The organism is Pedococcus sp. P5_B7 (genome assembly GCF_054049895.1).
This window is the reverse complement of sequence record NZ_JBFULM010000002.1, coordinates 1-23,336: the sequence shown is the minus strand read 5'-3', so window position 1 is coordinate 23,336 and position 23,336 is coordinate 1. Positions and strand designations below refer to the sequence as shown.

Annotated in this window: 19 protein-coding genes; 8 read left to right on the top strand and 11 right to left on the bottom strand. The window is 71.7% G+C overall.

Annotated features, from left to right (window positions below; genetic code table 11):
* Window positions 1–26 precede the first annotated feature (26 nt).
* The 3 genes from ACXJKD_RS02935 (at window position 27) to ACXJKD_RS02925 (ending at window position 2,662) form a co-directional block, all read left to right on the top strand.
* Window positions 27–1,076, top strand: coding sequence for a hypothetical protein (locus ACXJKD_RS02935; RefSeq protein WP_457252847.1), 1,050 nt, complete (start codon window positions 27–29; stop codon window positions 1,074–1,076).
* A gap of 81 nt (window positions 1,077–1,157) precedes the next feature.
* Entirely contained in the window at window positions 1,158–2,042 is an 885-nt protein-coding gene (locus tag ACXJKD_RS02930; protein ID WP_457252846.1) for a hypothetical protein, read from the top strand.
* A 317-nt stretch (window positions 2,043–2,359) separates the two neighbouring features.
* Window positions 2,360–2,662, top strand: coding sequence for a hypothetical protein (locus ACXJKD_RS02925; RefSeq protein WP_457252845.1), 303 nt, complete (start codon window positions 2,360–2,362; stop codon window positions 2,660–2,662).
* A 79-nt stretch (window positions 2,663–2,741) separates the two neighbouring features.
* Here the strand turns inward: ACXJKD_RS02925 and ACXJKD_RS02920 are convergent, their stop codons facing one another.
* From ACXJKD_RS02920 to ACXJKD_RS02905, 4 genes are all read right to left on the bottom strand, one after another.
* Window positions 2,742–3,596, bottom strand: coding sequence for a carbohydrate ABC transporter permease (locus ACXJKD_RS02920; protein WP_457252844.1), 855 nt, complete (start codon window positions 3,594–3,596; stop codon window positions 2,742–2,744).
* Entirely contained in the window at window positions 3,593–4,723 is a 1,131-nt protein-coding gene (locus ACXJKD_RS02915) for a carbohydrate ABC transporter permease (RefSeq protein WP_457252843.1), read from the bottom strand. Before ACXJKD_RS02915 ends, ACXJKD_RS02920 begins: the two co-directional genes overlap by 4 nt.
* A gap of 2 nt (window positions 4,724–4,725) precedes the next feature.
* Window positions 4,726–5,964: a sugar ABC transporter substrate-binding protein gene (locus ACXJKD_RS02910; RefSeq protein ID WP_457252842.1), complete on the bottom strand. Its 1,239-nt coding sequence runs from the start codon at window positions 5,962–5,964 to the stop codon at window positions 4,726–4,728.
* A gap of 97 nt (window positions 5,965–6,061) precedes the next feature.
* Window positions 6,062–7,132, bottom strand: coding sequence for a LacI family DNA-binding transcriptional regulator (locus ACXJKD_RS02905; protein ID WP_457252841.1), 1,071 nt, complete (start codon window positions 7,130–7,132; stop codon window positions 6,062–6,064).
* Window positions 7,133–7,296: 164 nt separating this feature from the next.
* Between ACXJKD_RS02905 and ACXJKD_RS02900 the strand changes: the two genes are divergently transcribed.
* Together ACXJKD_RS02900 and dxs are read left to right on the top strand one after the other, a co-directional pair.
* A complete protein-coding gene (locus tag ACXJKD_RS02900; protein WP_457252840.1) occupies window positions 7,297–9,405 on the top strand; it encodes an amylo-alpha-1,6-glucosidase in 2,109 nt (702 codons plus the stop codon).
* Window positions 9,406–9,467: 62 nt separating this feature from the next.
* Complete coding sequence (gene dxs / locus ACXJKD_RS02895; protein ID WP_457252839.1) at window positions 9,468–11,336, top strand: 1-deoxy-D-xylulose-5-phosphate synthase; 1,869 nt, start codon at window positions 9,468–9,470, stop codon at window positions 11,334–11,336.
* On the opposite strand, the gene ACXJKD_RS02890 is transcribed toward dxs, so the two are convergent.
* From ACXJKD_RS02890 to ACXJKD_RS02865, 6 genes are all read right to left on the bottom strand, one after another.
* A complete protein-coding gene (locus ACXJKD_RS02890) occupies window positions 11,308–13,176 on the bottom strand; it encodes a helix-turn-helix domain-containing protein (protein ID WP_457252838.1) in 1,869 nt (622 codons plus the stop codon). The genes dxs and ACXJKD_RS02890 overlap by 29 nt on opposite strands.
* A gap of 28 nt (window positions 13,177–13,204) precedes the next feature.
* A complete protein-coding gene (locus ACXJKD_RS02885; RefSeq protein ID WP_457252837.1) occupies window positions 13,205–13,969 on the bottom strand; it encodes a 3-hydroxybutyrate dehydrogenase in 765 nt (254 codons plus the stop codon).
* 148 nt (window positions 13,970–14,117) lie between these two features.
* On the bottom strand, window positions 14,118–16,238 hold the full coding sequence (locus ACXJKD_RS02880; protein ID WP_457252836.1) for a 3-hydroxyacyl-CoA dehydrogenase NAD-binding domain-containing protein: 2,121 nt from the start codon (window positions 16,236–16,238) through the stop codon (window positions 14,118–14,120).
* Complete coding sequence (locus ACXJKD_RS02875) at window positions 16,235–17,452, bottom strand: thiolase family protein (protein ID WP_457252835.1); 1,218 nt, start codon at window positions 17,450–17,452, stop codon at window positions 16,235–16,237. Before ACXJKD_RS02875 ends, ACXJKD_RS02880 begins: the two co-directional genes overlap by 4 nt.
* Before the next feature lie 229 nt (window positions 17,453–17,681).
* Entirely contained in the window at window positions 17,682–18,926 is a 1,245-nt protein-coding gene (locus ACXJKD_RS02870) for an HRDC domain-containing protein (RefSeq protein WP_457252834.1), read from the bottom strand.
* 59 nt (window positions 18,927–18,985) lie between these two features.
* Entirely contained in the window at window positions 18,986–19,573 is a 588-nt protein-coding gene (locus ACXJKD_RS02865) for a DUF3000 domain-containing protein (RefSeq protein ID WP_425564830.1), read from the bottom strand.
* Window positions 19,574–19,652: 79 nt separating this feature from the next.
* Between ACXJKD_RS02865 and ACXJKD_RS02860 the strand changes: the two genes are divergently transcribed.
* Together ACXJKD_RS02860 and hemE are read left to right on the top strand one after the other, a co-directional pair.
* Window positions 19,653–20,477 carry a DMT family transporter gene (locus ACXJKD_RS02860; RefSeq protein WP_457252833.1) on the top strand — a complete coding sequence of 275 codons (825 nt, stop codon included), beginning with the start codon at window positions 19,653–19,655 and terminating at the stop codon, window positions 20,475–20,477.
* 18 nt (window positions 20,478–20,495) lie between these two features.
* Window positions 20,496–21,530 carry a uroporphyrinogen decarboxylase gene (gene hemE, locus ACXJKD_RS02855; RefSeq protein WP_457252832.1) on the top strand — a complete coding sequence of 345 codons (1,035 nt, stop codon included), beginning with the start codon at window positions 20,496–20,498 and terminating at the stop codon, window positions 21,528–21,530.
* Between the two features lie 42 nt (window positions 21,531–21,572).
* Here the strand turns inward: hemE and ACXJKD_RS02850 are convergent, their stop codons facing one another.
* Window positions 21,573–22,559, bottom strand: a complete 987-nt coding sequence (locus tag ACXJKD_RS02850) for a DUF4349 domain-containing protein (RefSeq protein WP_457252831.1) — start codon at window positions 22,557–22,559, stop codon at window positions 21,573–21,575.
* A gap of 133 nt (window positions 22,560–22,692) precedes the next feature.
* Here ACXJKD_RS02850 and hemG point away from each other — a divergent pair.
* The coding region (gene hemG / locus ACXJKD_RS02845; protein ID WP_457252830.1) for a protoporphyrinogen oxidase at window positions 22,693–23,336 on the top strand (644 nt) is incomplete at its 3' end.

Here is a 23,336-nt window from a genome sequence, read left to right as displayed (position 1 = left end):
GAGCCGGGGAGCTTGGGGTCGACTGCATGCAGGGGACGATGCACGTGCGCAGCCTCCTTCGGCTGCTCATCGGCGCTGCCCTCCTCTGTTTCGCCTGGGTCGTCCTGACCTCCGGACCGGCCTCGGCCGCCGAGCGATCCGCATCCTCGCAACCACGCTCCGACGTCGGTCGCACCCTTGCGCCGATCGACCGGGACGGGCTCGAGGCGGTGCTGGGCACCGTCGTCGGGACGTCGTCGGCCACGGCCGAGCGGCCCGCGGGTCACCCGGCCCAACCCGCGAAGTCTGCCAAGCGCGCCACGCCCGCCAAGCCCGCCACGCCCGCGAAGCCCGCCACGCCTGCCACGCCTGCCACGCCTGCCGACGCGCAGGCGAGCGAAAAGCGTTCTGGCACAACGATGTTGACCACCACGTTGACGACCACGATGGCGCCCGTCAAGGCTGCCGGCCGGCAGGTACCCCCGGTCCTCGACCAGGTCGGGGCCACGGCACGGTCGACCGTCGACAGCGGGCTGACGCAGGTCATCGACCTGGCCGAGGTCGCCGGCTCGGTGCCAGTGGCCGGCGAACCGCTCGTGCTGGTGACCGACACCGTCGTGACCCTCGTGCAGTCCCTTGCTCCCGTGGGCTTCCCGTCGCCGATCGTGCCCCTGCCGATCGGCGACGGGACGCCCATCGACGTGGTCCCGCTTCCGGGGGCCACGGAAGCCGTTGCGACAGAGCGTGACCCGTCAGCCGCCAGGGCGGTCATCCGGCCAACCATGTCCCGTGATCGGGACGGGCTCCTGACGAGGTCCGAGGCCGGCCCCTCTCGCCACGCGGCATCCGTGCAGACCGAACTGCCCGCCGCACCCAGCTGGCCCGGCGAGCCGTTCGACCCGTGGGCCCCGCTCGACTCCTCGCCGGCCCTGCCGACCCAGCCGTCGCCCCCCGGCGGCGCTGCGCAGGGTGGCGGCGACCCGGCCACCGGGAGCCCGAGCGTGGTGCTCCCGGACCCCCGCTTGTTCGGTCGCAGCAGCGCCGACTGGCGCGTCCCGCGCGGCCTTCCCGCACACCCCGGTACCCGACCTGACTAGTGCCGCTCTCGCGCCGTGATCTCGGCGCAGATGAGCCATGCCCGGACACGGGCGACACAGCACGATCAGGAAGGAAAGACCATGCATGCATACGTGCGCAGAGGGCTCGAAGTGGCTCTCGTGGTCGGGGGCGGCATCCTGTTCTTCGCAGGACAGGCGTCAGCCGACGAAGGCACCACGGGCGCGGACAGCGCCCTCGGCGGCAGCCAGGCGGCAGTCTCGGTCGTCGTGCCGGTCACCGCGACGGGCAGCTCCATCTCAGCGGTGGGGGACTCGGACTCGTCCGGGTCGAACGCCACCGCACCAGCGGCGGCTCAGGCGCCCAGCGCTCAGGCCGCCAGCACCTCAGGAGACGGCTCCGCTGCCGGTGGCAACCAGGCTGCTGCGGCGGCCACGGTGCCCGTCACGGTCAGCGGCAACAGTGTGTCGGTSCTGGGGGACTCCTCGTCCTCCAACTCGACCGCAGCAGCRCCGTCGGAGCCCGCTGGGGCATCCGGTTCGACTGGTGGCACCGCCGGTGACTCGACGTCCGGTGCGGRCTCGGCTGCCGGTGGCAACCAGGTCACGGCTCCGGTGGCCGCCCCCGTCACAGCTGGTGGCAACTCCGTCTCGGTCGTCGGGGACTCCACGACCACGGGAGCTGCCACGGGGACCGACCCCGTGACACCTCCCGGCGAGGACGCGACGGACCCCACGGACCCGTCCGAACCCATGGACCCGTCCGACCCGACCGCCCCCGGTGACGGCGCGGGGGGTTCGAGCGGCCAGCCCGGGGGTGACACGGCGGACGGTGCGACCGGCCCGCCGTCAGCCTCGGCGCTTCCTGCCCTGGGCATGGCCACCGCGGCGTCGCTCGCCATGACCGGTGGTGGCCTGCCATGGCAGCTCCTGCTGGTCGCTGGGCTCCTGCTCCTCGCGGGAGCAGGTACCCGGGTCACCGCGCGGAGGTTCGCCGACGTGAGCTGACCCGGCAGGGGAGGACGGACGGTGAAGCAGCCCGCCGTCCGTCCTTCCGTCGCGCCCTGCGGGGTGCCCGCTTCTCCGTGGTGCGACTTCCCTCATCCGGTCCAGCGGAGCTCGCTCATGCCCTATGATCGAACACATGTTCGAATCGCTGGATTCCCGCCGGTCGTCCAGCACGGCCGGCGATGACTGCTTCGGCTCGCCGACCGGGTGAGGTCGCGGGACGCCTCGCGGGTCCGTCGCCGACGAGACCTGCGAGCCCCGCGGTACCCCCGGGCTGGCCGCCACTGGTGCCACCACCGGAGTCGCACGGCTGGCAGGTGCCCGCCGTCTCGTGGCTGCTCGACTTCTGCCCCTCCGAGTACCGCCTGTATGCCGGGTGGCGACGTCAGCCCGTCGCGCTGGCCTGGATGACGACCCGGCACATCGACGCGCAGGTGGTCGCGATGCGGCAGGCCTACCGCGAGGTGCGCGTCGAGCTGGGTGATCACCTCACCAGCGAGGGACTGGCCCAGGTGCTGGCCGACCTCGAGACCGAGGGGGTGCGGCTGCTGGCCGCGCGACGCAGTGCGGGGCTGATTTACGACGCGCTGCAGGGCAAGCGCTACGTGCCCCGGTTGTGAGCTCCGACCGTGCCCCGACCGTGCCCCGACCCACGGTAGGCCGCCGCGCCCGGTGGGGCACGGCGGCCTACCGACGGCGTCAGCCCTTCTCGGCCCCCTCGTTGGCGCCCGAGACGAAGTAGCGCTGGAACGCGAAGAACAGCACCGCGACCGGGATCGTCGTCAGGAGGGCGGCTCCGAGCTTGAGCGGGTACTGCGAGCCAGCACCCAGGTCGCCGCTGGCCAGGCTGGCCAGGCCGGTCACGAGGGTCTTCAGCTCCGGGCTCTGCGTCGTGACCAGGAAGTGGGTGAACTCGTTCCACGACCCCTGGAACGACAGGATCGTCAGCGTGATCAGGGCCGGGCGGGCCATCGGCAGCACCACCGACCAGAAGGTCCGGAAGACGCCAGCCCCGTCGATCCGCGCGGCCTCCTCGATCGACACCGGGACCGAGTCGAAGAACTGCTTCATGATGAAGACCCCGGCAGCGTCGACGACCAGCGGCAGGACCATCGCGGTGTAGCTGTCGTAGATGCCGAGGTAGTTCACCATCAGGAACTTCGGGATCAGGAGCGCGACGCCCGGCACGCTCATCACGGCGAGCACGGTGGAGAAGAGGAACCCGCGGCCGCGAAACCTCAGCCGGGACAACGCATATCCGGCCATGCTGTCGAGGAACACCCGAGCCGCCGTGATCACGACGGTGACGACGACGGAGTTCGTGAGCCACCGCATGATGGGGAGCGAGGTGTCCCCACCGATGCCGAAGATCCGCTTCCAGGTCGAGAGGTCGAGCGGGTTGGGGACCAGGCTCAGGGGGTTGTCGGTGGCGCTGGCGTTGGACTTGAACGACGTCGCGGTCTGGATGAGGAACGGGTAGAGATAGATGATCGCGAAGGCCACGAGCACGACGTAGAAGAGGGTGAGCTTCCAACCCTTGGTGCGCTGGTTCACTTCACCCCTCCGGTGCCGGTGCCCTGGGTCGCGACGCCGACCGCAGCTGCCCGTCCGAAGCGTCGCCTCGGCTTGGCGTCCTTGTCACGCATCAGCCATCGCTGGAAGGCGGTCAGCGCGACGATGAGGACGAAGACGATGAACGACATCGCCGCGCCACTGCCGTACTGGAGGCTGGTGAAGGACTGCTTGTAGGACAGGTAGGCGGGGGTCAGGGTGGTGTTGGCGGGCGCGCCCTTGCCCATGACGTAGATCTGGTCGAAGAGCTGCCAGGTGCCGATCAGACCGAGCGTGGTCACGAGGAAGAACGCCGGCTTGAGCATGGGGATGGTGACGTGGCGCAGCTTCTGCCAGCCGGTGGCGCCGTCGAGCATGGCGGCCTCCTCGACCTCGACCGGCACGTCCTGCAGGGCCGCCAGGAACATCAGCATGAAGGTGCCGGTGGTGGTCCAGACAGCCAGGATGATGACGACGCACATGGCGACCGAGGGCCCGGCGAACCAGTCCCAGACGGAGCGGCCCAGGATCAGGCCCTGGCCCCAGCCGGGGTTGTCACCCGCGCCGAACCACCCCAGCACGATGTGGAAGAGCCCCCGCGAGTCGCTGAACCACGCCGGCCCCTTGATGCCCACGGCGCTGAGGACCGCGTTCACCGCGCCCGAGTTGGCGAAGAGGAAGAGGAACACCACGCTGATCGCGATCGAGCTCGTGACCGAGGGAAAGTAGAAGGCGGTGCGGAAGAAGCCCTTTCCCTTGAGGAAGCGGTTGCTGACGATCAGCGCCAGGAAGAACGACACCGCCGTCTGCAGCGGCACGACGAACAGCACGTACCAGAAGTTGTTGTTGAGCGACTGCATGAAGTTGGCGCGCTTGAGTCCGTCCTGGGTGAACAGCGACGTGTAGTTGCTGGTCCCCACCCACTCGGCGTTCGTGCCGCCGTTGAAGGGCGATCCGTTGCCGTTCCAGTTGGTGAAGCTGACGTAGAGCGCCATGACGATCGGGATGAACAGGAAGAGCCCGAGGATGATCATCATCGGTGCGGTGAACAACCAGCCTGCGACGGACTCGCCGCCGCGGATCCCGCCGCCGGCCTTGGCGCGGCGACGGGATCCGGGGATGACAGTCATGCTCACTGACCCTTGAGGGCCGCGTCGCCGTTCTTCTGCAGGCTGGACAGGATCGTCTTCGGGTCCTTGCTCGCCAGCTGCTCGAGGTCGGTGTTGAAGGCGGCCATGACGGGGTCGAAGCCCGGCACGTTCACCGGACCGGTGCCGTAGGCACCACCGGCGGAGAAGGCGGCATCGTCAGGGAAGGCGGCGGCATACTGCGTCGAGCCCTCCTTGGTGGACGGCATGACACCGAACGCCTTGGCGAAGGCCATCTGCTGGTCGACCGAGGTCAGCGACTTCACGAGGTCGACCGCGGCGGCCTGGTTCTTCGACTTGGCGGCGATGCCCCAGCAGTTGCTGAACAGCAGGGTGCCCTTGCCGCCCGGACCAGCCGGCAGCTCGACGACCTTGGCCTTGATGGTGGGGAAGTCGTTCTTCAGCGCGCCGCGGATCCAGTTGCCCTCGATGGTCATCGCGGCCTTGCCCTTGCCCAGCGCCTCGCCACCCCAGCCGGCGTCGACCTGCTTGGCGTACTTCATCGAGCCGGCCTTGAGCAGCTTCTGCGCCTCGGTGAGCCCGGCGACGTTCTCCGGCGAGTCGGCCGTCACGGTCTTGCCGTCGGGGCTGACGACCCAGCCGCCGGCCTGACGCATGAAGACCCCGAGCCGGGCCCATTCGCCACTGACGACCAGGCCGGTGACCTTGCCGCTGGTGAGCTTCTTGGCCACCGTCTCCAGGCCTGCCCAGTCCTTGGGGATGTCGGCGTCGGTCAGACCGGCCTTGGTCCACATCTCGGTGTTGATGACCAGGGCGAGCGTCGAGAAGTCCTTTGGCGCGCACTGGAGCTTGCCGTCGTAGGTGTAGGTCTGCACGAGGCTGTCGAGGTAGCCCGCGTCCTTGACCTGGTCGCCGTAGGCGTAGAGGTTGCCCGCCTTGGCGAAGTCGCCGATGCGGCCGGCGTCGGCGTAGAAGATGTCCGGCGGAGTGCCACCGGCGAAGCCCTGTCCGAGCTGCTGGTTGAGGTCGGAGGCCACGACGACCTCGGCGGTGTTGCCGGTCTTCTTGGCCCAGGTGTCAGCGGCCGCCTTGACGGCGGCGGTCTCGGCGTCGCCGGACGTGCCGATCAGGATCTGCAGCTTCGCCGGGCCCGACGACTGCTGTGGCTTCGCGCCTTCGTCGAAGCCGCCGCCACCGCAGGCGGTCAGCGCCAACGATGTCGTGGCCGCGACGACCAGGGCCAGGGTGGTGTTGCGCCTCATGGGTGCTCCTTGGGGTGGGGGTGCCGTCCGCCGGGTGTCGGACGACCTGGGTAACTCAGGGGTCGTGGGTCAGGGGTCGTGGGTCAGGGGTCGTGGGTCAGGGTCTGGGTCGGGGCGTAGCAGTCGGAGGGGGTGCCGAGGGGTCGCCCGCGCGGGAGGTGCTCTCGCGGATCGAGAGCGTCGGGGCCAGCAGGGCGGTGAGGGACAGGTCGGTGCCCTTCTCGTGGACGATCCGCCACGCTTCGGCGGCCGCCTGCCGGAGGGGCTGGCGCAGGCTGGTCAGCTGCAGGGCCTCGGCGACGTCGCTGTCGTCGAAGCCCACGACGCCGATGTCGCGGCCGGGCTCGAGACCGCGGTTGCGGACCGCCCTCAGGGCGCCGAGGGCCAGCAGGTCGGAGGCGCAGAGGATCGCGCTGTCGGGACCGAGTCGCGCCAGCAACCGGTCGGCTGCCGCCGTGGCGACCGCGAGGTCCTGGACGGCCTCCTCGGCGATGGGATCGTCCGCCAGGCCCGCGTCGGCCAGGCCGGCCAGCCAGCCGCGGCGCCGGTCGTCGCCGACGGGGGAGCCCTCCGGCCACCCGAGGTAGGCGACCGAGGTGTAGCCCTGGCCGAGCAGGTGCCCGACCGCGAGCTCCATGCCGGCGCGTCCGTCGACGTCGACCCACCGGCCCATCTGCGGCTCGTCCCAGATCCGGCCGAAGGTCACGAAGGGCACGTCGTTCTGGAGCAGCCACGCGGGTCGGGGGTCGTCGTGCCTCGTGTCTCCCAGCACGAACCCGTCGACCAGCCCGGTGGACAGGATCTGGTCGTAGCCCGAGAGCAGGCTGCTCAGGTCGGGCGCGAAGGTGACCAGGTGGCAGCTGTGGTCGGGGGCGGCCACGGTCAGCTCGACGAGGAAGCCGTCGAGGATGTGACCCATCTTGCCGGCGCCGGAGGGGTTCACCTCGAACCCGTAGGCGGAGGCCTTGCGCCGCCTCAGCTGCTGGGCGGCGGCGTTGGGGGTGAACCCGAGCCGCTCGATCTCGCGATGCACCCGCGCGAGGGTGCTGGGGGCGACCCGGTCGGGGTAGTTGAGGGCGTTGCTGACGGTCTGGCGGGACACTCCGGCCGCGGTGGCGACGTCGACGATCGTCGCTCGTCCGCGGTACTGCTCTGGTCCACTTGCCACAACCGCTCCCTTGCGCTGTGATCGACCGACGGGCCATGGTGGAGATGCCCCATTTGAACGTTCCAACTAGGCTGAATATGGCCCACGACGGGCCGCCAGTCAAGAGATCATGGCCACCAACCCCTGGGTGGACCCCTCAGTGCTCAACCGGAAACGAGGCCCGCGTGACCACCGAGCAGAGCCCGCGTCAACCGTGGCTGCACGACCTGCGGATCATCGTCGACGGCAACGCGACCGCGCTGTCGGCGACCACGGGTGACGTGAGCCCCGGCGCGGGCCACGGGCTGTTCGTGGACGACGTGCGCCTGCTGTCCAGGCTCGAGCTGACCGTCTCCGGCGAGACACCCAGCGCGGTCGCCTCCGAGGCCGGGGGAGCCACCGCGGAGTTCTTCGGCGCGGCTCGCGGGCTCGGTGACGAGGGCCCTGACCCGACCGTGGAGATCCGCAGGGTGCGCACCCTGGAGGGCGCCACCCTGCACGAGGACGTCACGGTGACCTCGCGCGCCGCACGCACCGTCCGCGCGACGTTGCGGCTCGAGCTCGGGTCGGACGGCCTGGCCATCGCGCGGGTGAAGTACGGCGCCTTCGGCGCGCCGGCGGTGCCGCCCGAGCTGGTCGACGGGGTCCTGACGTTCACCACCGAACGGCACCGCACGCGCGTCGACGTCGACCCCGCGCCGACCGGACTCGAGGTCGCCGCGGACCGCGCCGTCGTGAGCCACGACGTCGTCGTGGAGCCCGGCGAGAGCCAGACGGTCCGGGTCACGGTCAGCGCCTCCCGGACCGCCGCCTCGGAGTTCGACGCCGACCCGGGCGGCGACGCCGTCACGTGGCGCGACATCCGCATCACGTCCGACGAACCCCGTCTCGCCCCCCTCGTCGCGCAGTCGACCGACGACCTGCGGCATCTCCTGCTCCGTGACCCGCTCGAGCCGTCCGATGTCTTCGCCGCAGCCGGATCCCCTTGGTATCTCACGCTTTTCGGGCGGGACTCGATCTGGGCGGCGCGCATGATGCTGCCCTTCGGCACCGAGCTCGCCGCCGGCACCCTCCGCGCACTGGCCAGACGACAGGGCACGCGACACGATGCCGACTCGGCCGAGCAGCCGGGCAAGATCCCCCACGAGGTGCGCCGCACGGCATACACGGGGTCGCCGCGCAAGGGTGACCTGGCACTCCCGCCGCTCTACTACGGCACCGTCGACGCCACCGCCCTGTGGGTGACCTTGCTCGTCGAGACCTGGCGGTGGGGTCTGCCCGAGGCCGAGGTGCGCGCGCTGCTCCCCAACCTGCGCGCCGCGCTGGCCTGGCTCACCTCGGACGGCCAGCCCGACGACGACGGTTTCCTCAAGTACCTCGACACGTCGGGTCACGGCCTCGCCAACCAGGGCTGGAAGGACTCCGGTGACTCGATGCGGATGCGCGACGGCAGCGTCGCTGCCGCGCCGATCGCCCTCGTCGAGGCCCAGGCGTATGCCGTGGAGGCACTGCTCGGGGCAGCCGACCTCCTCGAGGCGCTGGGTGAGGACGGAGCGGACCCGGCACGGGCGGAGGCCGGGGCGCTGCGTGAGCGCGTGCGGCAGGCGTTCTGGGTCGAGGGCGGTGAGGGCCGCTACCTCGCGATGGCGCTCGACGGGTCCGGCAAGCCGGTGGACGGGCTGGGCTCCAACATGGGGCACGCGCTCGGCACCGGCACCCTCGACCCCGCGGAGGCCGCCAGCGTCGGGGCGACGGTCACGGGAGACGAGCTGCTCGACACCTTCGGCGTGCGCACCCTCGGCACGGGCAACGGTGGCTTCAACCCGATCGGCTACCACACCGGCTCGGTCTGGACCCACGACACGGCCATCGTCGCGCTGGGCCTCGCGCGCGAAGGGCTGACCGGGCCGGCCGCCCGCGTGGCGCAGACCCTCGTGGCGTCCGCCGAGGCGTTCGACTACCGGTGGCCCGAGCTCTACTCGGGCCTGCCCTTGGGTGGCGGCGGAGGCCACCAGCGCAGCTTGGGTCGCCCCTCGCCCTACCCGGCCTCGTGCCGGCCCCAGGCGTGGTCCGCGGCCTCGGCCGGTGCCATCCTCACCGTCGCGCTCGGCCTGCGTGCCGACCTGCCCGGCGGGGTCCTGCACGTCGACCCCGTCCTGCCCCTGCCGTTCGGCGCGCTCCACGTCGAAGGCCTGCGGCTGGGTGGCGTGCCGTTCTCGGTCTCGGTCAGCCGCGACGGAGCGGTCGAGGTCACCGGGGTGCCGCAGGAGGTCCGGGTCAGCGGGGGCGCATAGACTCGGGCGGTTCCCCTGCAGAGATATGCCCCTGTGCTGACACAACCGGAAGGACGGCGTGCGTGGGAGTGCTCGAGACCATCACCGGCCCGGCCGACCTCAAGGCGCTGACGCCTGCCCAGCTGCCCGGGCTGGCCCAGGAGATCCGTGACTTCCTCGTCGAGTCCGTCTCCAAGACCGGCGGCCACCTGGGCCCCAACCTCGGGGTGGTCGAGCTGACCATCGCGCTGCACCGCGTCTTCGACAGCCCCCAGGACGCCATCGTCTTCGACACCGGCCACCAGTCCTACGTGCACAAGCTGCTCACCGGTCGCCACGACTTCAGCCAGCTCAAGAAGCAGGGCGGCCTGTCGGGCTACCCCAGCCGGGCCGAGTCCGAGCACGACATCGTCGAGAACTCCCACGCGTCGACCGCCCTGTCCTGGGCCGACGGCATCGCCAAGGCCCGGCGGCTGCGTGGCGAGAAGGGTCGGCACACCGTGGCGGTCATCGGTGACGGAGCGCTCACCGGTGGCATGGCGTGGGAGGCCATCAACAACATCGCGGCCGACAAGGACCTGCCCCTGACCATCGTGGTCAACGACAACGAGCGGTCCTACGCCCCGACCATCGGCGGCCTGGCCGACCACCTCGCGACGCTGCGCACCACCCGCGGCTACGAACGGTTCCTCGACTGGGGCAAGAACACCCTCAGCCGCACCCCCGTGGTCGGTGGCGCGATGTACGAGACGCTGCACGGGATGAAGAAGGGCCTCAAGGACATCGTCGCGCCGCAGGGCATGTTCGAGGACCTCGGGCTGAAGTACCTCGGTCCGGTCGACGGCCACGACGAGCAGGCGGTCGAGGCGGCGCTGCGTCGGGCCAGGGCGTTCGGCGGCCCCGTGCTCGTCCACGTCATCACCGAGAAGGGCCGCGGCTACGACCCCGCCCGCCGGGACGAGGGCGACCAGTGGCACGCCATCGGCAAGTTCAACCCCGAGACCGGGCTGCCGTTCGAGGTGAGCGGCCGGATCTGGACCGACGAGTTCAACGACGAGATGGTCGCGATCGGCCGCGAGCGCGAGGACGTCGTGGCCCTCACGGCGGCGATGCTCATCCCGGTCGGCCTCGACGGCTTCGCCGCTGCGTACCCCGACCGCGTCTTCGACGTCGGGATCGCCGAGCAGCACGCCGTGACCATGGCCAGCGGCCTGGCGTATGCCGGCCTGCATCCGGTCGTCGCGGTCTACGCCACCTTCCTCAACCGGGCCTTCGACCAGCTGCTCATGGACTGCGCCCTGCACAAGGCGGGCGTGACCTTCGTGCTCGACCGAGCCGGCGTGACCGGGAGTGACGGCGCCTCGCACAACGGCATGTGGGACATGACGATCGCGTCGGTCGTCCCCGGCCTGCGGCTGGCCGCGCCCCGCGACGGCGACCAGGTCAAGCGCCAGCTGCGCGAGGCGATCGACGTCACCGACGGGCCGACCGTGCTCCGGTTCCCCAAGGGTGACGTGGGGCCGGCCGTCGACGCCATCCGCCAGGACGGCGTCGTCGACGTGCTCCACGAGACCTCGAGGGACAGCTGCGACCTGCTCCTGGTCGGGGTCGGCGCCTTCGCCGGCATGGCCGTCGACATCGCGGGCAAGCTCGAGGCGCAGGGACATTCGGTCACGGCCGTCGACCCCCGATGGGTGCTGCCGGTCAGTGCTGACCTCGTCGAGATGGCTCGACGCGCGGGTGCCGTCGCCGTGGTCGAGGACAACCTCGTCAGCGGAGGAGTGGGAGCCGCGGTGGCCCTGGCCCTGCGCGAGGCCGACGTCGACGTGCCGGTGCACGTGCACGGCATACCGAAGCGGTTCCTCGACCACGCGTCGCGGGGACAGGTGCTCGAGGAGGTCGGCCTCACCGCGGACGCGGTGGCTACCTCGTTGGCGACCCGCCTGCGCTGAGCCGCATCAGGCGCAGCGCCAGCTGGAGCTCGAGCGACTCGCCGGGGCGCTGCCAGTGCGGCCCGAGGAGCGCGGAGATCCGCTCCAGGCGCTGGCTCACGGTGTTGACGTGGACGTGCAGGTCGGTGGCCGCGTGGCGGGGGCTGCCGCCGGCGTCGAAGTAGGCCTGGAGGGTCTTGACCAGCTCGGAGCCGCGGCGGGCGTCGTAGTCGAGCAGGGGGCCCAGGTGTTGGCGCACGTAGCCGCTGACGTCGGGTGCGGACCCGACGACCAGACCTGCGAAACCGAGGTGGCCGGCGCTTGCTCCGGTGCCCTCCAGCCCGAGTGAGACGAGCGCTGAGACGGTGCGGACGGCTTCCCGCCACACGGCCGGCACGTCGGCGCCGAGGGTCGTCGGTCCCGCCGCGCCGACGGTCACCGTGGCGAGCCGGCTCAGGCGGCGGGCGAGCTCGACGGCGGCCTCGTGCGGGTCCTGCGACGGGAGCAGGGCGACCACGTGGCCGTCGTGCTCACCGACGACGGAGCCGTGCCCAGCGGCAGCGTGGGCGGCGAGCAGCAGGGTGCGGCGCGGGGTGTCGGGGTCGGCGTGCGCGACCAGCACGGCGTGGGCGGCACCCGGGTCGATGCCCTGGGCCCTCGCCCGGGTGGCCAGTGACGTGGGGTCACCGCGACCGCTGACCAGGTCGGCCACGAGGTCGGTGCGGACGCGTTGCTCGGCCTCGGCGGCGGTGCGCTCGAAGAGCAGGACGAGCGCGCTCACGACCGACGCGCGCTCGACGGTGCGGCGGTCGGCGTCGTCGAGGACACCCACACCCCCGAGGACGAGGGTGCCCAGCGGGGTCTGCGGCGCCTTCACGCCGATGGCCCACTGGTCCGTGCCGGGGTCCTGCGCGAGCCGTCCGGTGCTGTCCGTCTCGCGGACCGCGCGCGACCGGGCGAGGGCGCCAGCGGTGCCGTCGTCCGGCAGCGGGGTCGACCCGTGGGTGCTGAGCAGCTCGCCCTCCGAGCTCAGCAGCACCACCCACCCGCCGAGCAGGTCGCCCAGCGCCTTGGTGATGTCGTCGACGCCGCCACCGGCGAGGACCAGCTCGGCGAACCGGTCGTGGGCGGCAGCGGCGCGCTCCACCCCGGCGGTGTGGCGTCGGACCTCCTCGGCGCTGCGGGTCTGCACGATCGACACCGCGGCCAGCGCCGCGAGGGAGCCGAGCAGGGCCACCTGGTCGGGGGAGAAGGGGCGCGGGGAGCGGTTGGCCGCGAACAGCACCCCCACGAACTCGTCCTCGACGACCAGGGGAGTGCCGCAGATCGAGACCAGGCCCTCGTCACCGACGGCGCTGTCGATCGCGCCGGTGTGCTGGAAGCGGTGGTCGTGCAGGTAGTCGGCGCTCCAGTAGGGCTTGCGGGTCGAGGCGACGAGCCCGCCGAGGCCATCGCCGAGCGACAGCCGCACCACCTGGAACTCGGAGCTGACGGAGCCGTCGGTCGCGCGCATGAAGGTGTCGCCCGCCTGCGGGTCGAACAGCGTGAGGTAGGAGACGTCGGTCCCGAGCAGGGCCCTGGCCCGACGGACGATCGCCTCGAGGATGCCGCTGGGGTCACGCATCGCAGCCAGGTCACGAGCCGTCTCCACGAGGCCGGTGAGCTCGGCCTCGCGGCGGCGCCGCGAGTCGAAGGCCGCCCGCACGCGCAGCGCCAGCTCGCGGGCCTCGTCGGCCTGGGCAGCCGCGGGGTCGTCGGGACCGGAGGCGTGGGGGACCACCGCCTCGAGCTCGGCCGCCGGAGCCCCCTGCGCGAGCAGGCGCAGCAGCGTCATCGCCGGGGAGTCGTCGTGGGCGTCCATCGAGTCGGATCCTAGGCGGCGGGCCCGCTCAGTGGGCGGTCCAGCCGCCGTCCATCGAGAACGACGAGCCCGAGACCGAGTCCGCGGCCGGGCTGCACAGGAAGGCCACCAGCTCGGCGACCTCGTCCGGTTCGACCAGCCGCTTGAGGGCGACCGGCGCCAGCATGACCTGCTCGACGACCTCGTCCTCGGAGATGCCGTGGGTGCGGGCCTGGTCGCTGATCTGCTGCTCGACCAGGGGCGTGCGCACGTAGGCCGGGTTGACGCAGTTGCTGGTGACCCCGTGCTCGCCACCCTCGAGCGCGGTCACCTTGGACAGGCCCTCCAGCCCGTGCTTGGCCGAGACGTAGGCGGCCTTGTAGGCGCTCGCCCGCAGGCCGTGGACGCTCGAGACGTTGACGACCCGGCCCCAGCCCTGGTCGTACATGTGGGGCAGGACGCGGCGGGTCAGCCGGAACGGCGAGGTCAGCATGAGCCGGATGATGAGGTCCCAGGTCTCCACCGGGAACTCGTGGATTGGGCTGACGTGCTGGATGCCGGCGTTGTTGACCAGGATGTCGACGGTGCCCGGCAGGGCGTCGACCGCGTCGAGGTCGGCCAGGTCCATCGCGAGCGTCTCGACCGCGCCGACCCGGTCGAACCGGGAGAGGCCCTCGGCGTCGCGGTCCACGGCATACACGCTGGCCTTGGCCGCGACCAGCCGCTCGACGCAGGCGGCACCGATGCCGCTGGCGGCGCCGGTGACCAACGCGCTCCGTCCGGACAGGTCGAGCAGCGTTGGCGTCATCGGCATGCGGTGAGACTAGGTGCGGCGCAAGCACGCGAGCATGTGGTGCCAGCCCACAGTTGGCTGCGAACCTGTGTGGTCGGTCCGGACAGGCCGGCGGCCGGCACACCGTCGCTTCGGTATGCCGGCCACCGGCCTTGCTGGGGTCCCTCGCCTAGGCGGGGACGCTTGCGGCGCCGGGCGGCAGGAAGCGCCGGCCGGTCACCTTCTCGGCCACGCCCTCGCGGTCGAGCAGGGGGGTGAGGCCGCCGTTCCAGAACTGGAACCCGGCACCGGTGATCATGGCCAGGTCGAGGTCCATCGGAGCGGCGACCACGCCCTCGTCGAGCATCCGGCGCGCCTCGTCGGCGAGGACGCCCAGCACGCGCTCCCGGACCTCCTCGGTGGACAGCACCACCGGGTCGGCCGGCTTGTCGAAGAGCGCCTCGACCTCGGGGTCGACGACCGGCTTGCCCTCGGGCCAGGTGTAGATGGCCGACTTCTTCGCGGCCACGACCTTGCGCAGGTTCTCGGAGACGTAGAAGCGGTCGGGGAAGGCCTGGGCCAGGGTCTCGTTGTTGTGCAGCGCGATGGCCGGGCCGACCAGGCCGAGGAGGATGAACGGCGGCATCGGGGCGAGCCCCGCGAACGCACGGTCGGCGACCTCGATCGGGGTGCCCTCGTCGACCACCTTGGCGACCTCGCCCATGAACCGTCCGAGCAGGCGGTTCACGATGAAGGACGGGCTGTCCTTGACGAGGATGGTCGTCTTCTTCAGTCCCTTGCCGGTGGCGAATGCTGTGGCGAGGGTGGCGTCGTCGGTCTGCTCGCCCTTGATGATCTCGAGGAGCGGCATGACGGCGACCGGGTTGAAGAAGTGGAACCCGACGACCCGCTCGGGGTGGGCGAGCTCCGAGGCCATCTCGGTGATCGACAGGGACGAGGTGTTGGTCGCGAGGACGCACTCGGCGCTGACGATCGCCTCGACCTCGGACCAGACCTGCTTCTTGACCGACATCTCCTCGAAGACCGCTTCGATGACGAAGTCTGCGTCCGCGAAGCCGTCCTTGGACGTCGCCCCGGTGACCAGGCCCTTCAGCCGGTTGGCCTTGTCGGAGCTGACCCGCTTCTTGCCGAGCAGCTTGTCGACCTCGCCGTGGACGTAGCCCACGCCCTTGGCGACCCGCTCCTCGTCGAGGTCGGTCATGACGACCGGCACCTCGAGCCGCTGGGCGAACAGCAGGGCGAGCTGGCTCGCCATGAGTCCGGCGCCCACGATGCCGACCTTGGTGACCTTGCGGGCCAGGGCCTTGTCGGGCGCGCCGGCGGGGCGCTTGGCGCGACGCTGGACGAGGTCGAACGAGTAGAGCCCGGCCCGCAGCTCGTCACCCATGACGAGGTCCGCGAGGGCCTCGTCCTCGGCGGCGAAGGCCTCGTCGCGGGTCGCGGTGCGCGCCTGACCGACGAGCTGCAGCGCGCGGTAGGGCGCGGGAGCCTTGCCACCGGTCTTGAGGTCGACCAGACCCTTGGCTGCCTTGATCGCCGCGGTCCACTCGGCCTCGTCGGTCGAGACCGGGGGGCGGTCGACCTTCGTCCGGCCGGACAGCACCGAGGCCGCCCAGAGCAGCGACTCCTCGAGGAAGTCGGCCGGCTCGAGCAACACGTCGGCCAGGCCCAGCTCGAAGGCCTGCGGACCCTTGAGCATGCGGTTCATGGTCATCGGGTTCTCGATGATGACCTTGAGGGCGTTGGCCGGGCCGACCAGGTTGGGCAGCAGGTAGCAGCCGCCCCAGCCGGGGACGAGACCGAGGAAGGTCTCCGGCAGGGCCAGCGCGGGGACCCCAGCCGAGATGGTGCGGTAGTCGGTGGACAGGGCGATCTCCACGCCGCCACCCATGGCCGCACCGTTGACGAACGCGAAGGTCGGCACGGGCAGGTCCATGATCGCCGCAAAGGCCGCGTGCCCCGCGCGAGCGACCTCTAGCGCCTGCTCGCGGTCTGCTGCCTGGGAGACTGCCTTGAGGTCGGCGCCGACGGCGAAGATGAACGGCTTGCCGGTGATGCCGACGGCCTGGATCTCGCCGGCTTCGGCGCGCGCCCGCAGGGCATCGACCGTGGCCTTGAGGCCGACGATGGTCTGCGGGCCGAAGGTGTTGGGCTTGGTGTGGTCGAAGCCGTTGTCCAAGGTGATGAGGGCCAGTGTGCCGGCCTTGCCCGGCAGCACGACGTCGCGGACCGGGGTGTGGGTCACGACCTCCTCGAACGCGGGAGTGGTGCTCGTGGTGGTGTCGCTCATGCTGCGACCTCCTTGCCGTAGTCGGCGTGGTGGGGGTTCTCCCAGATCACGGCGGCGCCCATCCCGATCCCGATGCACATGGCGGTCAGGCCGAAGCGCACCTCGGGGTGCTCCTCGAACTGGCGGGCGAGCTGGGTCATCAGCCGCACGCCGGACGACGCGAGCGGGTGCCCGACGGCGATCGCCCCGCCGTACTGGTTGACCCGGGGGTCGTCGTCGGCGATGTCGAAGTGCTCGAGGAAGGCGAGCACCTGCACGGCGAACGCCTCGTTCAGCTCGAACAGGCCGATGTCCTCGATCGACAGGCCGGCCTTGGCCAGGGCCTTCTCGGTGGCCGGGACGGGGCCGATGCCCATCACCTCGGGCTCGACACCCACGAACGCGAAGTCGACGAGGCGCATCTTCACCGGCAGGCCGAGCTCGCGGGCCGCCGTCTCCGACGCGAGGAGGCACGCGGTGGCACCGTCGTTGAGCCCGGCCGAGTTGCCGGCGCTGACGTTGCCGTGCGGTCGGAACGGGGTCTTGAGCGTGGCGAGGTCCGCCACGGTGGTGCCCGGGCGCGGCGGCTCGTCCTGGGTGGCCAGGCCGTAGCCGAGCTCCTGGTGGCGGGTGGCGACGGGCACGAGGTCGGGCTGGATCTGCTCGTTGGCGTAGGCCTTGGCGAGCTTGTCCTGCGACCCCACGGCATACGCGTCGCTGCGGTCCTTGGTGATCGACGGGTAGCGGTCGTGCAGGTTCTCCGCCGTCGAGCCCATGACCAGGGCCGAGGGGTCGACCAGCTTCTCCGCGACGATCCGCGGGTTGGGGTCGACGCCCTCACCCATGGGGTGGCGGCCCATGTGCTCGACCCCTCCGGCGATGGCGATGTCGATCGAGCCGAATGCGATCGAGCTCGCCGTGGTCGTCACGGCGGTCATCGCGCCGGCGCACATGCGGTCGACCGAGTAGCCGGGAGTGGTCTTGGGCAGACCCGAGAGGAGGGCGGCCATGCGACCGAGCGTGAGGCCCTGGTCTCCGATCTGCGTGGTGGCGGCGATGGCCACCTCCTCGACGCGCTCCGGCGGGAGCTCGGGGTGGCGGCGCATCAGCTCGCGGATGCAGCGGATGACGAGGTCGTCGGCGCGCGTCTGGGCGTACATGCCCTTGTCGCCGGCCTTGCCGAACGGTGTCCGGACACCGTCGACGAACACGACCTCATGAAGGGTGCGGGGCACGGGTGGCCTCCCTGGGTATGTGGATCTGGCTCGGGGTGGTGGTTCACCGGTATGCCGGTGGGTCCGCGCTCGATGCTACTCCGCGGTAACAAGCGGGTCACCGGCTCCGCGCGTGAGAGCCGTCACCCGGCCGCCCCTCTTCCGGACGCCATCTCATGCAAAAGGCGAGTTAGCGCCGTTCTGGGGCGGCGCTAACTCGCCTTTTGCATGAGTAGGCGCCGGGGAACGGTCAGGCGTCGGGGTTGGCCTCGAAGGCCGCCTCGATCAGGGGCGCGACCACGGCGGTCTGCCAGTGCCGGGCCCCGAGCCCGGACAGGGCCTCTGCGAACGCTGCCGCCGTGTGTTCTGCGGGCGGTGACCAGATCACGCGGCGCAGTGGCTCCGGGGACAGGACGTTCTCGACCGGGATCGCGTGCTCGGTGGCGAACGCGGTCAGCGCCTCCCGCGTGGCGGTGAGCCGGGCCGCGGCGACCGGGTTGCGCTCGGCCCACGACCGCTGCGGGGGCGGGCCGTCGGAGCGCAGGGTCATGGGGGGCAGGTCGGCGTCCGGGATCGCGTTGGCCCGGGCGATGGCGTCGAGCCACTGGCGCTGGTAGCGGCGCACCGAGCGGTGACCACTGGGCAGCGCGCCGTTCTCGGTGGGCGACTCCATCGCGACCTCGACCAGCACGGCGTCGGGCAGCACCCGGCCGGGGGAGACGTCACGGTCCTGGGCGATCTGGTCGCGGGTCTCCCACAGCTCGCGCACCACGGCGGCGATCCTGCGGTGCCGGACGCGGTGCATCCCGCTGGTGCGGCGCCACGGGTCGACCCGCTGCGCGGGACCGGTGAAGTCGAGCAGCGCCTCGAACTCCTCGCGGGCCCAGCTGTCCTTGCCCTGGCGGGCAAGGTCGACCCCCATCAGGTTGCGGACGTCGACGAGGACCTCCACGTCGAGGGCCGCGTAGCGCAGCCAGGGCTCCGGCAGGGGACGCGTGGACCAGTCGACCGCCGAGTGCTCCTTGGCCAGCGACAGGCCCAGGTAGTGCTCGACGACGGCGGCCAGGCCGACCCGCGGAAGGCCCAGGAGGCGCCCGGCGAGCTCGGTGTCGAACAGCTGCTGCGGTCGCAGCCCCACCTCGGCCAGGCAGGCCAGGTCCTGGGTGGCGGCGTGCAGGATCCACTCGGCGCTGCCGATGGCGTCGTTGACCGGCGACAGGTCGGGGCACGCGATGGGGTCGATCAGCCAGGTGCCGGACCCCTCGCGGCGGAGCTGCACGAGGTAGGCACGCTGGCCGTAGCGGTAGCCGCTGGCGCGTTCGGCGTCGAGGGCGACCGGGCCCTCGCCGGCGGCGATCGCGCGGGCGGCCTCCATCAGCGCCCGCTCCGACTCGACCACCGGCGGCACCCCGTCGGCGGGCATGTCGAGCGGGGTCAGCGGCGGGGCTGGCTCCTGCTCGGGCTCCACCGCCTGGTCGGCGTCGGTGTCGGTCACCGGGTCAACCTATCGGGCCAGCGCGTCCCGGCACCGCGTGGCGCTCAGCACTCCACCGTTCAACGGCGTGGCCCGGGCAGGGCGATGACGCCCTCCGGCAGCGGCGGGAGCCCCGCGATGGTGCACAGCAGGTCGGACCACGCGACCAGGTGGGCACCGACATTGCCGGCCACCGGGGTCCACGAGGCGCGGACCTCCATCTCGACGCTGGCGGGTCGGTCGGACAGCCCCGCGAAGCTCTCGGAGACGACGCGGGTGACCGTGCCTGCCTCCGCGGTGTAGCCGAGGTGGTGGCTCTCCAGCGCATCGGTCAGCCACGACCAGCCGACCGCCCCGAGCATCGGGTCGTTGGCCAGCTCGGGCTCGAGCTCGGCCCGGGCGAAGGTGACGGCGCGCCAGGCGCCGTCCCACGGGTCCGGGACCGACGGGTCGTGCAACAGCACGAAGCGTCCGGAGGCGAGCTCGTCCTCGTCCGCAGCGGCGCCGACCACCTCGGCGGTGAGCGCCACGGCATACGGCGCGATGCGCTGGGGAGCAGGGACCTCGGTGAGTCGGATCTCGGGGCGCAACCGCGCCCCGCGCAGGTCGCTGAGCGCCTGCGTGAACTCGGGGGATTGGTCGCCAGGGACCGTTCGGCTGCCCACCATCAGAGGGTATGCCGAGGGGTCGGATATCACAGGGAGGTTGCCGTCCGCGTCGTGTCGCGCCGAAAGGTAGCGTGCGCGCATGCTCTCCCTGCTCGCGCTCGCGTCCAGCGCGTGCTGGGGCACCTCGGACTTCTTCGCGGGGCTGTTCTCCCGCCGCAGGCCGGCCGTGGCCGTGGTCGGGTGGACCCAGTCGCTCGCCTTCCTCGTGCTGTGCGTCGCCGTCGCGGTCCGCTGGGACCACGTCACGTGGAGCGGCTGGCCCCTGTGGTCGGTCGGCGCCGCCCTGTCGGGGGTGGCCGGGCTGCTCTGCTTCTACACCGCGCTCGCGACCGGCACCATCGGGGTCGTCGCGCCCATCGCGGCCCTCGGCGTGGCCGTGCCCGTGCTCCTGGGAGTCGCCACCGGGGACGAGCCGTCCTCCTGGACCTGGCTGGGCATCGTGGTCGCCGTGGTCGGGGTGACCCTCGCGTCGGGACCCGAGCTCAGTGGTGGGGTGTCACCTCGACCGGTCGTGCTGGCCGGGATCGCGGCGGTCGGGTTCGGCCTCGCGCTGTTCTGCATCGACCGTGGCGCGCGGTCCTCCACCCTGATGACCCTCTGGGGGATGCGCGGGGTGTCGTTCGTCGTCTTCACGACCCTGGCCCTCGTCGTGCGCGGCCGCGGCGGCGTCGTGGTGAAGGAGCTGCCGGCCCTGCTCCTCATCGGCTGCGGCGACATGGGTGCGAACCTGCTCTTCGGGATCGCGTCGTCCCGGGGGCAGGTCAGTGTCGCCAGCGTGCTCGGCTCGCTCTATCCCGTGGTCACCATCCTGCTGGCGCGGCTGCTGCTCAAGGAGAAGCTGCGCAGGATCCAGCAGGTGGGGGCCGTGCTCTCGCTGGCGGGCGCGGCGATCATCGCCCTCTAGGCCACCTAGAATCGCTCGGTGACCTCCCCCCACGACTCTGCCCTGGTCCGTGCTGCCCGCCGCGAACCCGTCAGCCACACGCCGGTGTGGTTCATGCGCCAGGCCGGGCGGTCGCTGCCGGAGTACCGCGCGGTGCGTGAGGGCATCGGCATGCTCGACTCGTGCCGCCGTCCCGACCTCGTCACGGAGATCACCCTGCAGCCGGTGCGCCGCCACGGCGTCGACGCCGCGATCTTCTTCTCCGACATCGTGGTGCCGCTCGCTGCCGTCGGGGTCGACCTCGACATCGTCGCCGGGGTCGGCCCGGTCGTCGCCAAGCCGATCCGCACCCGCGCGGACCTCGACCGGCTGCCCGAGCTCACCCCCGACCACGTCCCCTACATCACCGAGGCCGTGGGGCTGCTGACGGCCGAGCTGGGGGCGACTCCCCTCATCGGGTTCGCGGGCGCCCCCTTCACCCTGGCCAGCTACCTCGTCGAGGGCGGCCCGAGCAAGAACCACGAGCACACCAAGGCGCTGATGTACGGCGACCCCCAGCTCTGGCACGACCTGTGCGCCCGGCTGGCCCAGATCTCCGGCGCCTTCCTCGATGTGCAGGCCGCAGCCGGCGCCTCGGCCGTGCAGCTCTTCGACTCGTGGGTGGGCGCCCTCCCGCGCGCCGACTACGAGCGCTTCGTGGCGCCGCACTCCACCGCCGCGCTCGCCGCTGTCGCGGGCCGCGGCATACCGATGATCCACTTCGGGGTCGGCACCGGTGAGCTGCTGGCGTCGATGGGCGCCGTCGGCGCCGACGTGGTGGGGGTCGACTACCGCGTGTCCCTCACCGACGCACTGGCCCGGCTCGATGGCCGGTATGCCGTGCAGGGCAACCTCGACCCCGCGCTGCTCTTCGCGCCGTGGGAGGCCCTGGAGGCCACGGTGCGATCGATCGTCGAGGAGGGCCGCGCCGCTCCGGGACACATCTTCAACCTGGGCCACGGCGTCCTGCCGGACACCGACCCCGACGTCCTCACCCGCGTCGTCGAGCTCGTGCACGAGGTCGGCCAGCGCTGACGCACTCACACGCTGACCGACCTCGGCATGCCCCCGCGGGACCTACTGGGGGAGGACTGCAGGCGACGGGTTCACCGGACGTCGCCGACGCAGGTACCACCACACCGGAAGGCCCAGCAGGGCGAACAGGGCGAGGAACGGGAGCAGGGCCCCGAGGACGGTGAGCAGCACGCTCAGCGAGCCGGTGAAGGCGTCCCAGCCGCCCTTGAGCCCGACGAGGAACCCGGCCTGGTCCGGCTCCTCGACGATTGCGCCGGGCTCGGTGGTCAGGCTGATCTGGATGGGCGAGCGGGCCACGCTGCCCTTCAGCGACGCGAGCTGCGCCTCGAGCGACTCGAGGTCCGACTGGCGACGGGTCAGCTCGGCCTCGAGGGCCACGATCTGGTTGAGGTCCTTGGCGTCCTCGAGGAAGGCCCGCACCCGCTCGACGCTGACGCGCATGGTCTGCAGTCGTGAGGTGGTGTCGACGATCTGCCCACCGACGTTCTCGCTGGAGCTCGTGGACCGGATGACGGTGCCGACCGAGCCAAGCTCGGCGATGACCCGGTCGAGCTCGGCCGAGGGCACCGAGATGGTGATCTCGCCATAGGTCGTCGCGGTGACCTTGGCCGACTCGGCCAAGGGTGCGTCACCGGCCGCCGTGCCGATGTTCTCCGACAGGACGATGCCCTGGGCGGTGGCAGTGGTGGCCCGCACCTTGGCCACGGCCTGGCCGATGTTCTTGACCTTCAACGCGATCGAGGCTCGGCGGGCCAGGGAGTCCTGGCTGGCGGCGAGGTTGGCGGTGGTCACCGGGTCGGCGGTCGAGCCGCTGGCGCCCTTGCCGGGGCTGCCCGCGGACGATGGTGTGTCGCCGGAGGAGTCGGCTGCGCGCCCTCCTGACTCGTCGGAGAACCCGGCCTGGGGGCCGGAGGCGGCAGAGCTGCCGGAGCTGTCGCCGCTGCTTCCAGCGCACGAGGCGAGGGCGAGGGTGGCGAGGAGGGCTGCCCCGATGGCGGCAGCGGTGCGGTGCGATCGAACACGGATCATGGCGACTCCCTGGTGGTGGAGCGGGTCGTGGAGAGGTCGTGCGGCGGTGCGGATACCGGTGCGACTCGTGCCGTGCGCTCGACGTTCCCACCCGGTGGTGTCGAAAGAGTCACGATCTTGAAAGGGTGTGGGCATGGTCGGATCACGAATCCTCATCGTCGGGGGAGGCATCAGTGGGCTTGCCTGCGCTTGGGAGCTGTCGCATGCGCTTCCCGACGCGACCATCACGCTGGTCGACGCAGCCGACCGTCCGGGTGGCAAGCTCCGCCGGGAACCCGTGGCGGGCGTCGCCCTCGACGTCGGCGCCGAGTCGATGCTCGCCCGGCGACCGGAGGCGCTCGACCTGGTCACCGAGCTGGGACTCGACCTCGACGTGGTGCACCCGGCGACGACCGCTGCGTCGATCTGGTCGCGCGGCGACCTCCACCCGCTGCCCAAGGGGACCCTCATGGGCATCCCGTCGCCGGCGTCCTCCGCGCTCGGCATCCTGTCATCCGCCGAGGTGGCCAGGGCCGAAGCCGAGCAGCCCTGGGAGGCCGGCGAGTTCGACGACGTGTCGGTCGGTGACTACGTCTCGGCGCGGTTGGGTGAGGCAGTCGTCGACCGCCTCGTCGAGCCACTGCTGGGTGGTGTGTATGCCGGTCAGGCCAGGCTGCTGTCGCTGCGCGCCTGCCTGCCCCAGGCCTTCGAGGCGGCCCGGCGGGGCGAGTCGCTGGCCGCCGCCGCTGCGGGCGCCGCCACCGCCGCTGCCGCGGGGGCGGCTGCCGCGGGGGCGGG

What these genes read in the sequence shown, in the direction of transcription:
- ACXJKD_RS02935 (WP_457252847.1), top strand. Translation starts at nt 27, where the DNA reads ATGCAGGGGACGATGCACGTGCGCAGCCTCCTTCGGCTGCTCATCGGC.
- ACXJKD_RS02915 (WP_457252843.1), bottom strand. Translation starts at nt 4,723, where the DNA reads ATGACTGTCATCCCCGGATCCCGTCGCCGCGCCAAGGCCGGCGGCGGG.
- ACXJKD_RS02910 (WP_457252842.1), bottom strand. Translation starts at nt 5,964, where the DNA reads ATGAGGCGCAACACCACCCTGGCCCTGGTCGTCGCGGCCACGACATCG.
- ACXJKD_RS02890 (WP_457252838.1), bottom strand. Translation starts at nt 13,176, where the DNA reads ATGGACGCCCACGACGACTCCCCGGCGATGACGCTGCTGCGCCTGCTC.
- ACXJKD_RS02885 (WP_457252837.1), bottom strand. Translation starts at nt 13,969, where the DNA reads ATGCCGATGACGCCAACGCTGCTCGACCTGTCCGGACGGAGCGCGTTG.
- ACXJKD_RS02880 (WP_457252836.1), bottom strand. Translation starts at nt 16,238, where the DNA reads ATGAGCGACACCACCACGAGCACCACTCCCGCGTTCGAGGAGGTCGTG.
- ACXJKD_RS02865 (WP_425564830.1), bottom strand. Translation starts at nt 19,573, where the DNA reads ATGGTGGGCAGCCGAACGGTCCCTGGCGACCAATCCCCCGAGTTCACG.
- ACXJKD_RS02860 (WP_457252833.1), top strand. Translation starts at nt 19,653, where the DNA reads ATGCTCTCCCTGCTCGCGCTCGCGTCCAGCGCGTGCTGGGGCACCTCG.
- ACXJKD_RS02850 (WP_457252831.1), bottom strand. Translation starts at nt 22,559, where the DNA reads ATGATCCGTGTTCGATCGCACCGCACCGCTGCCGCCATCGGGGCAGCC.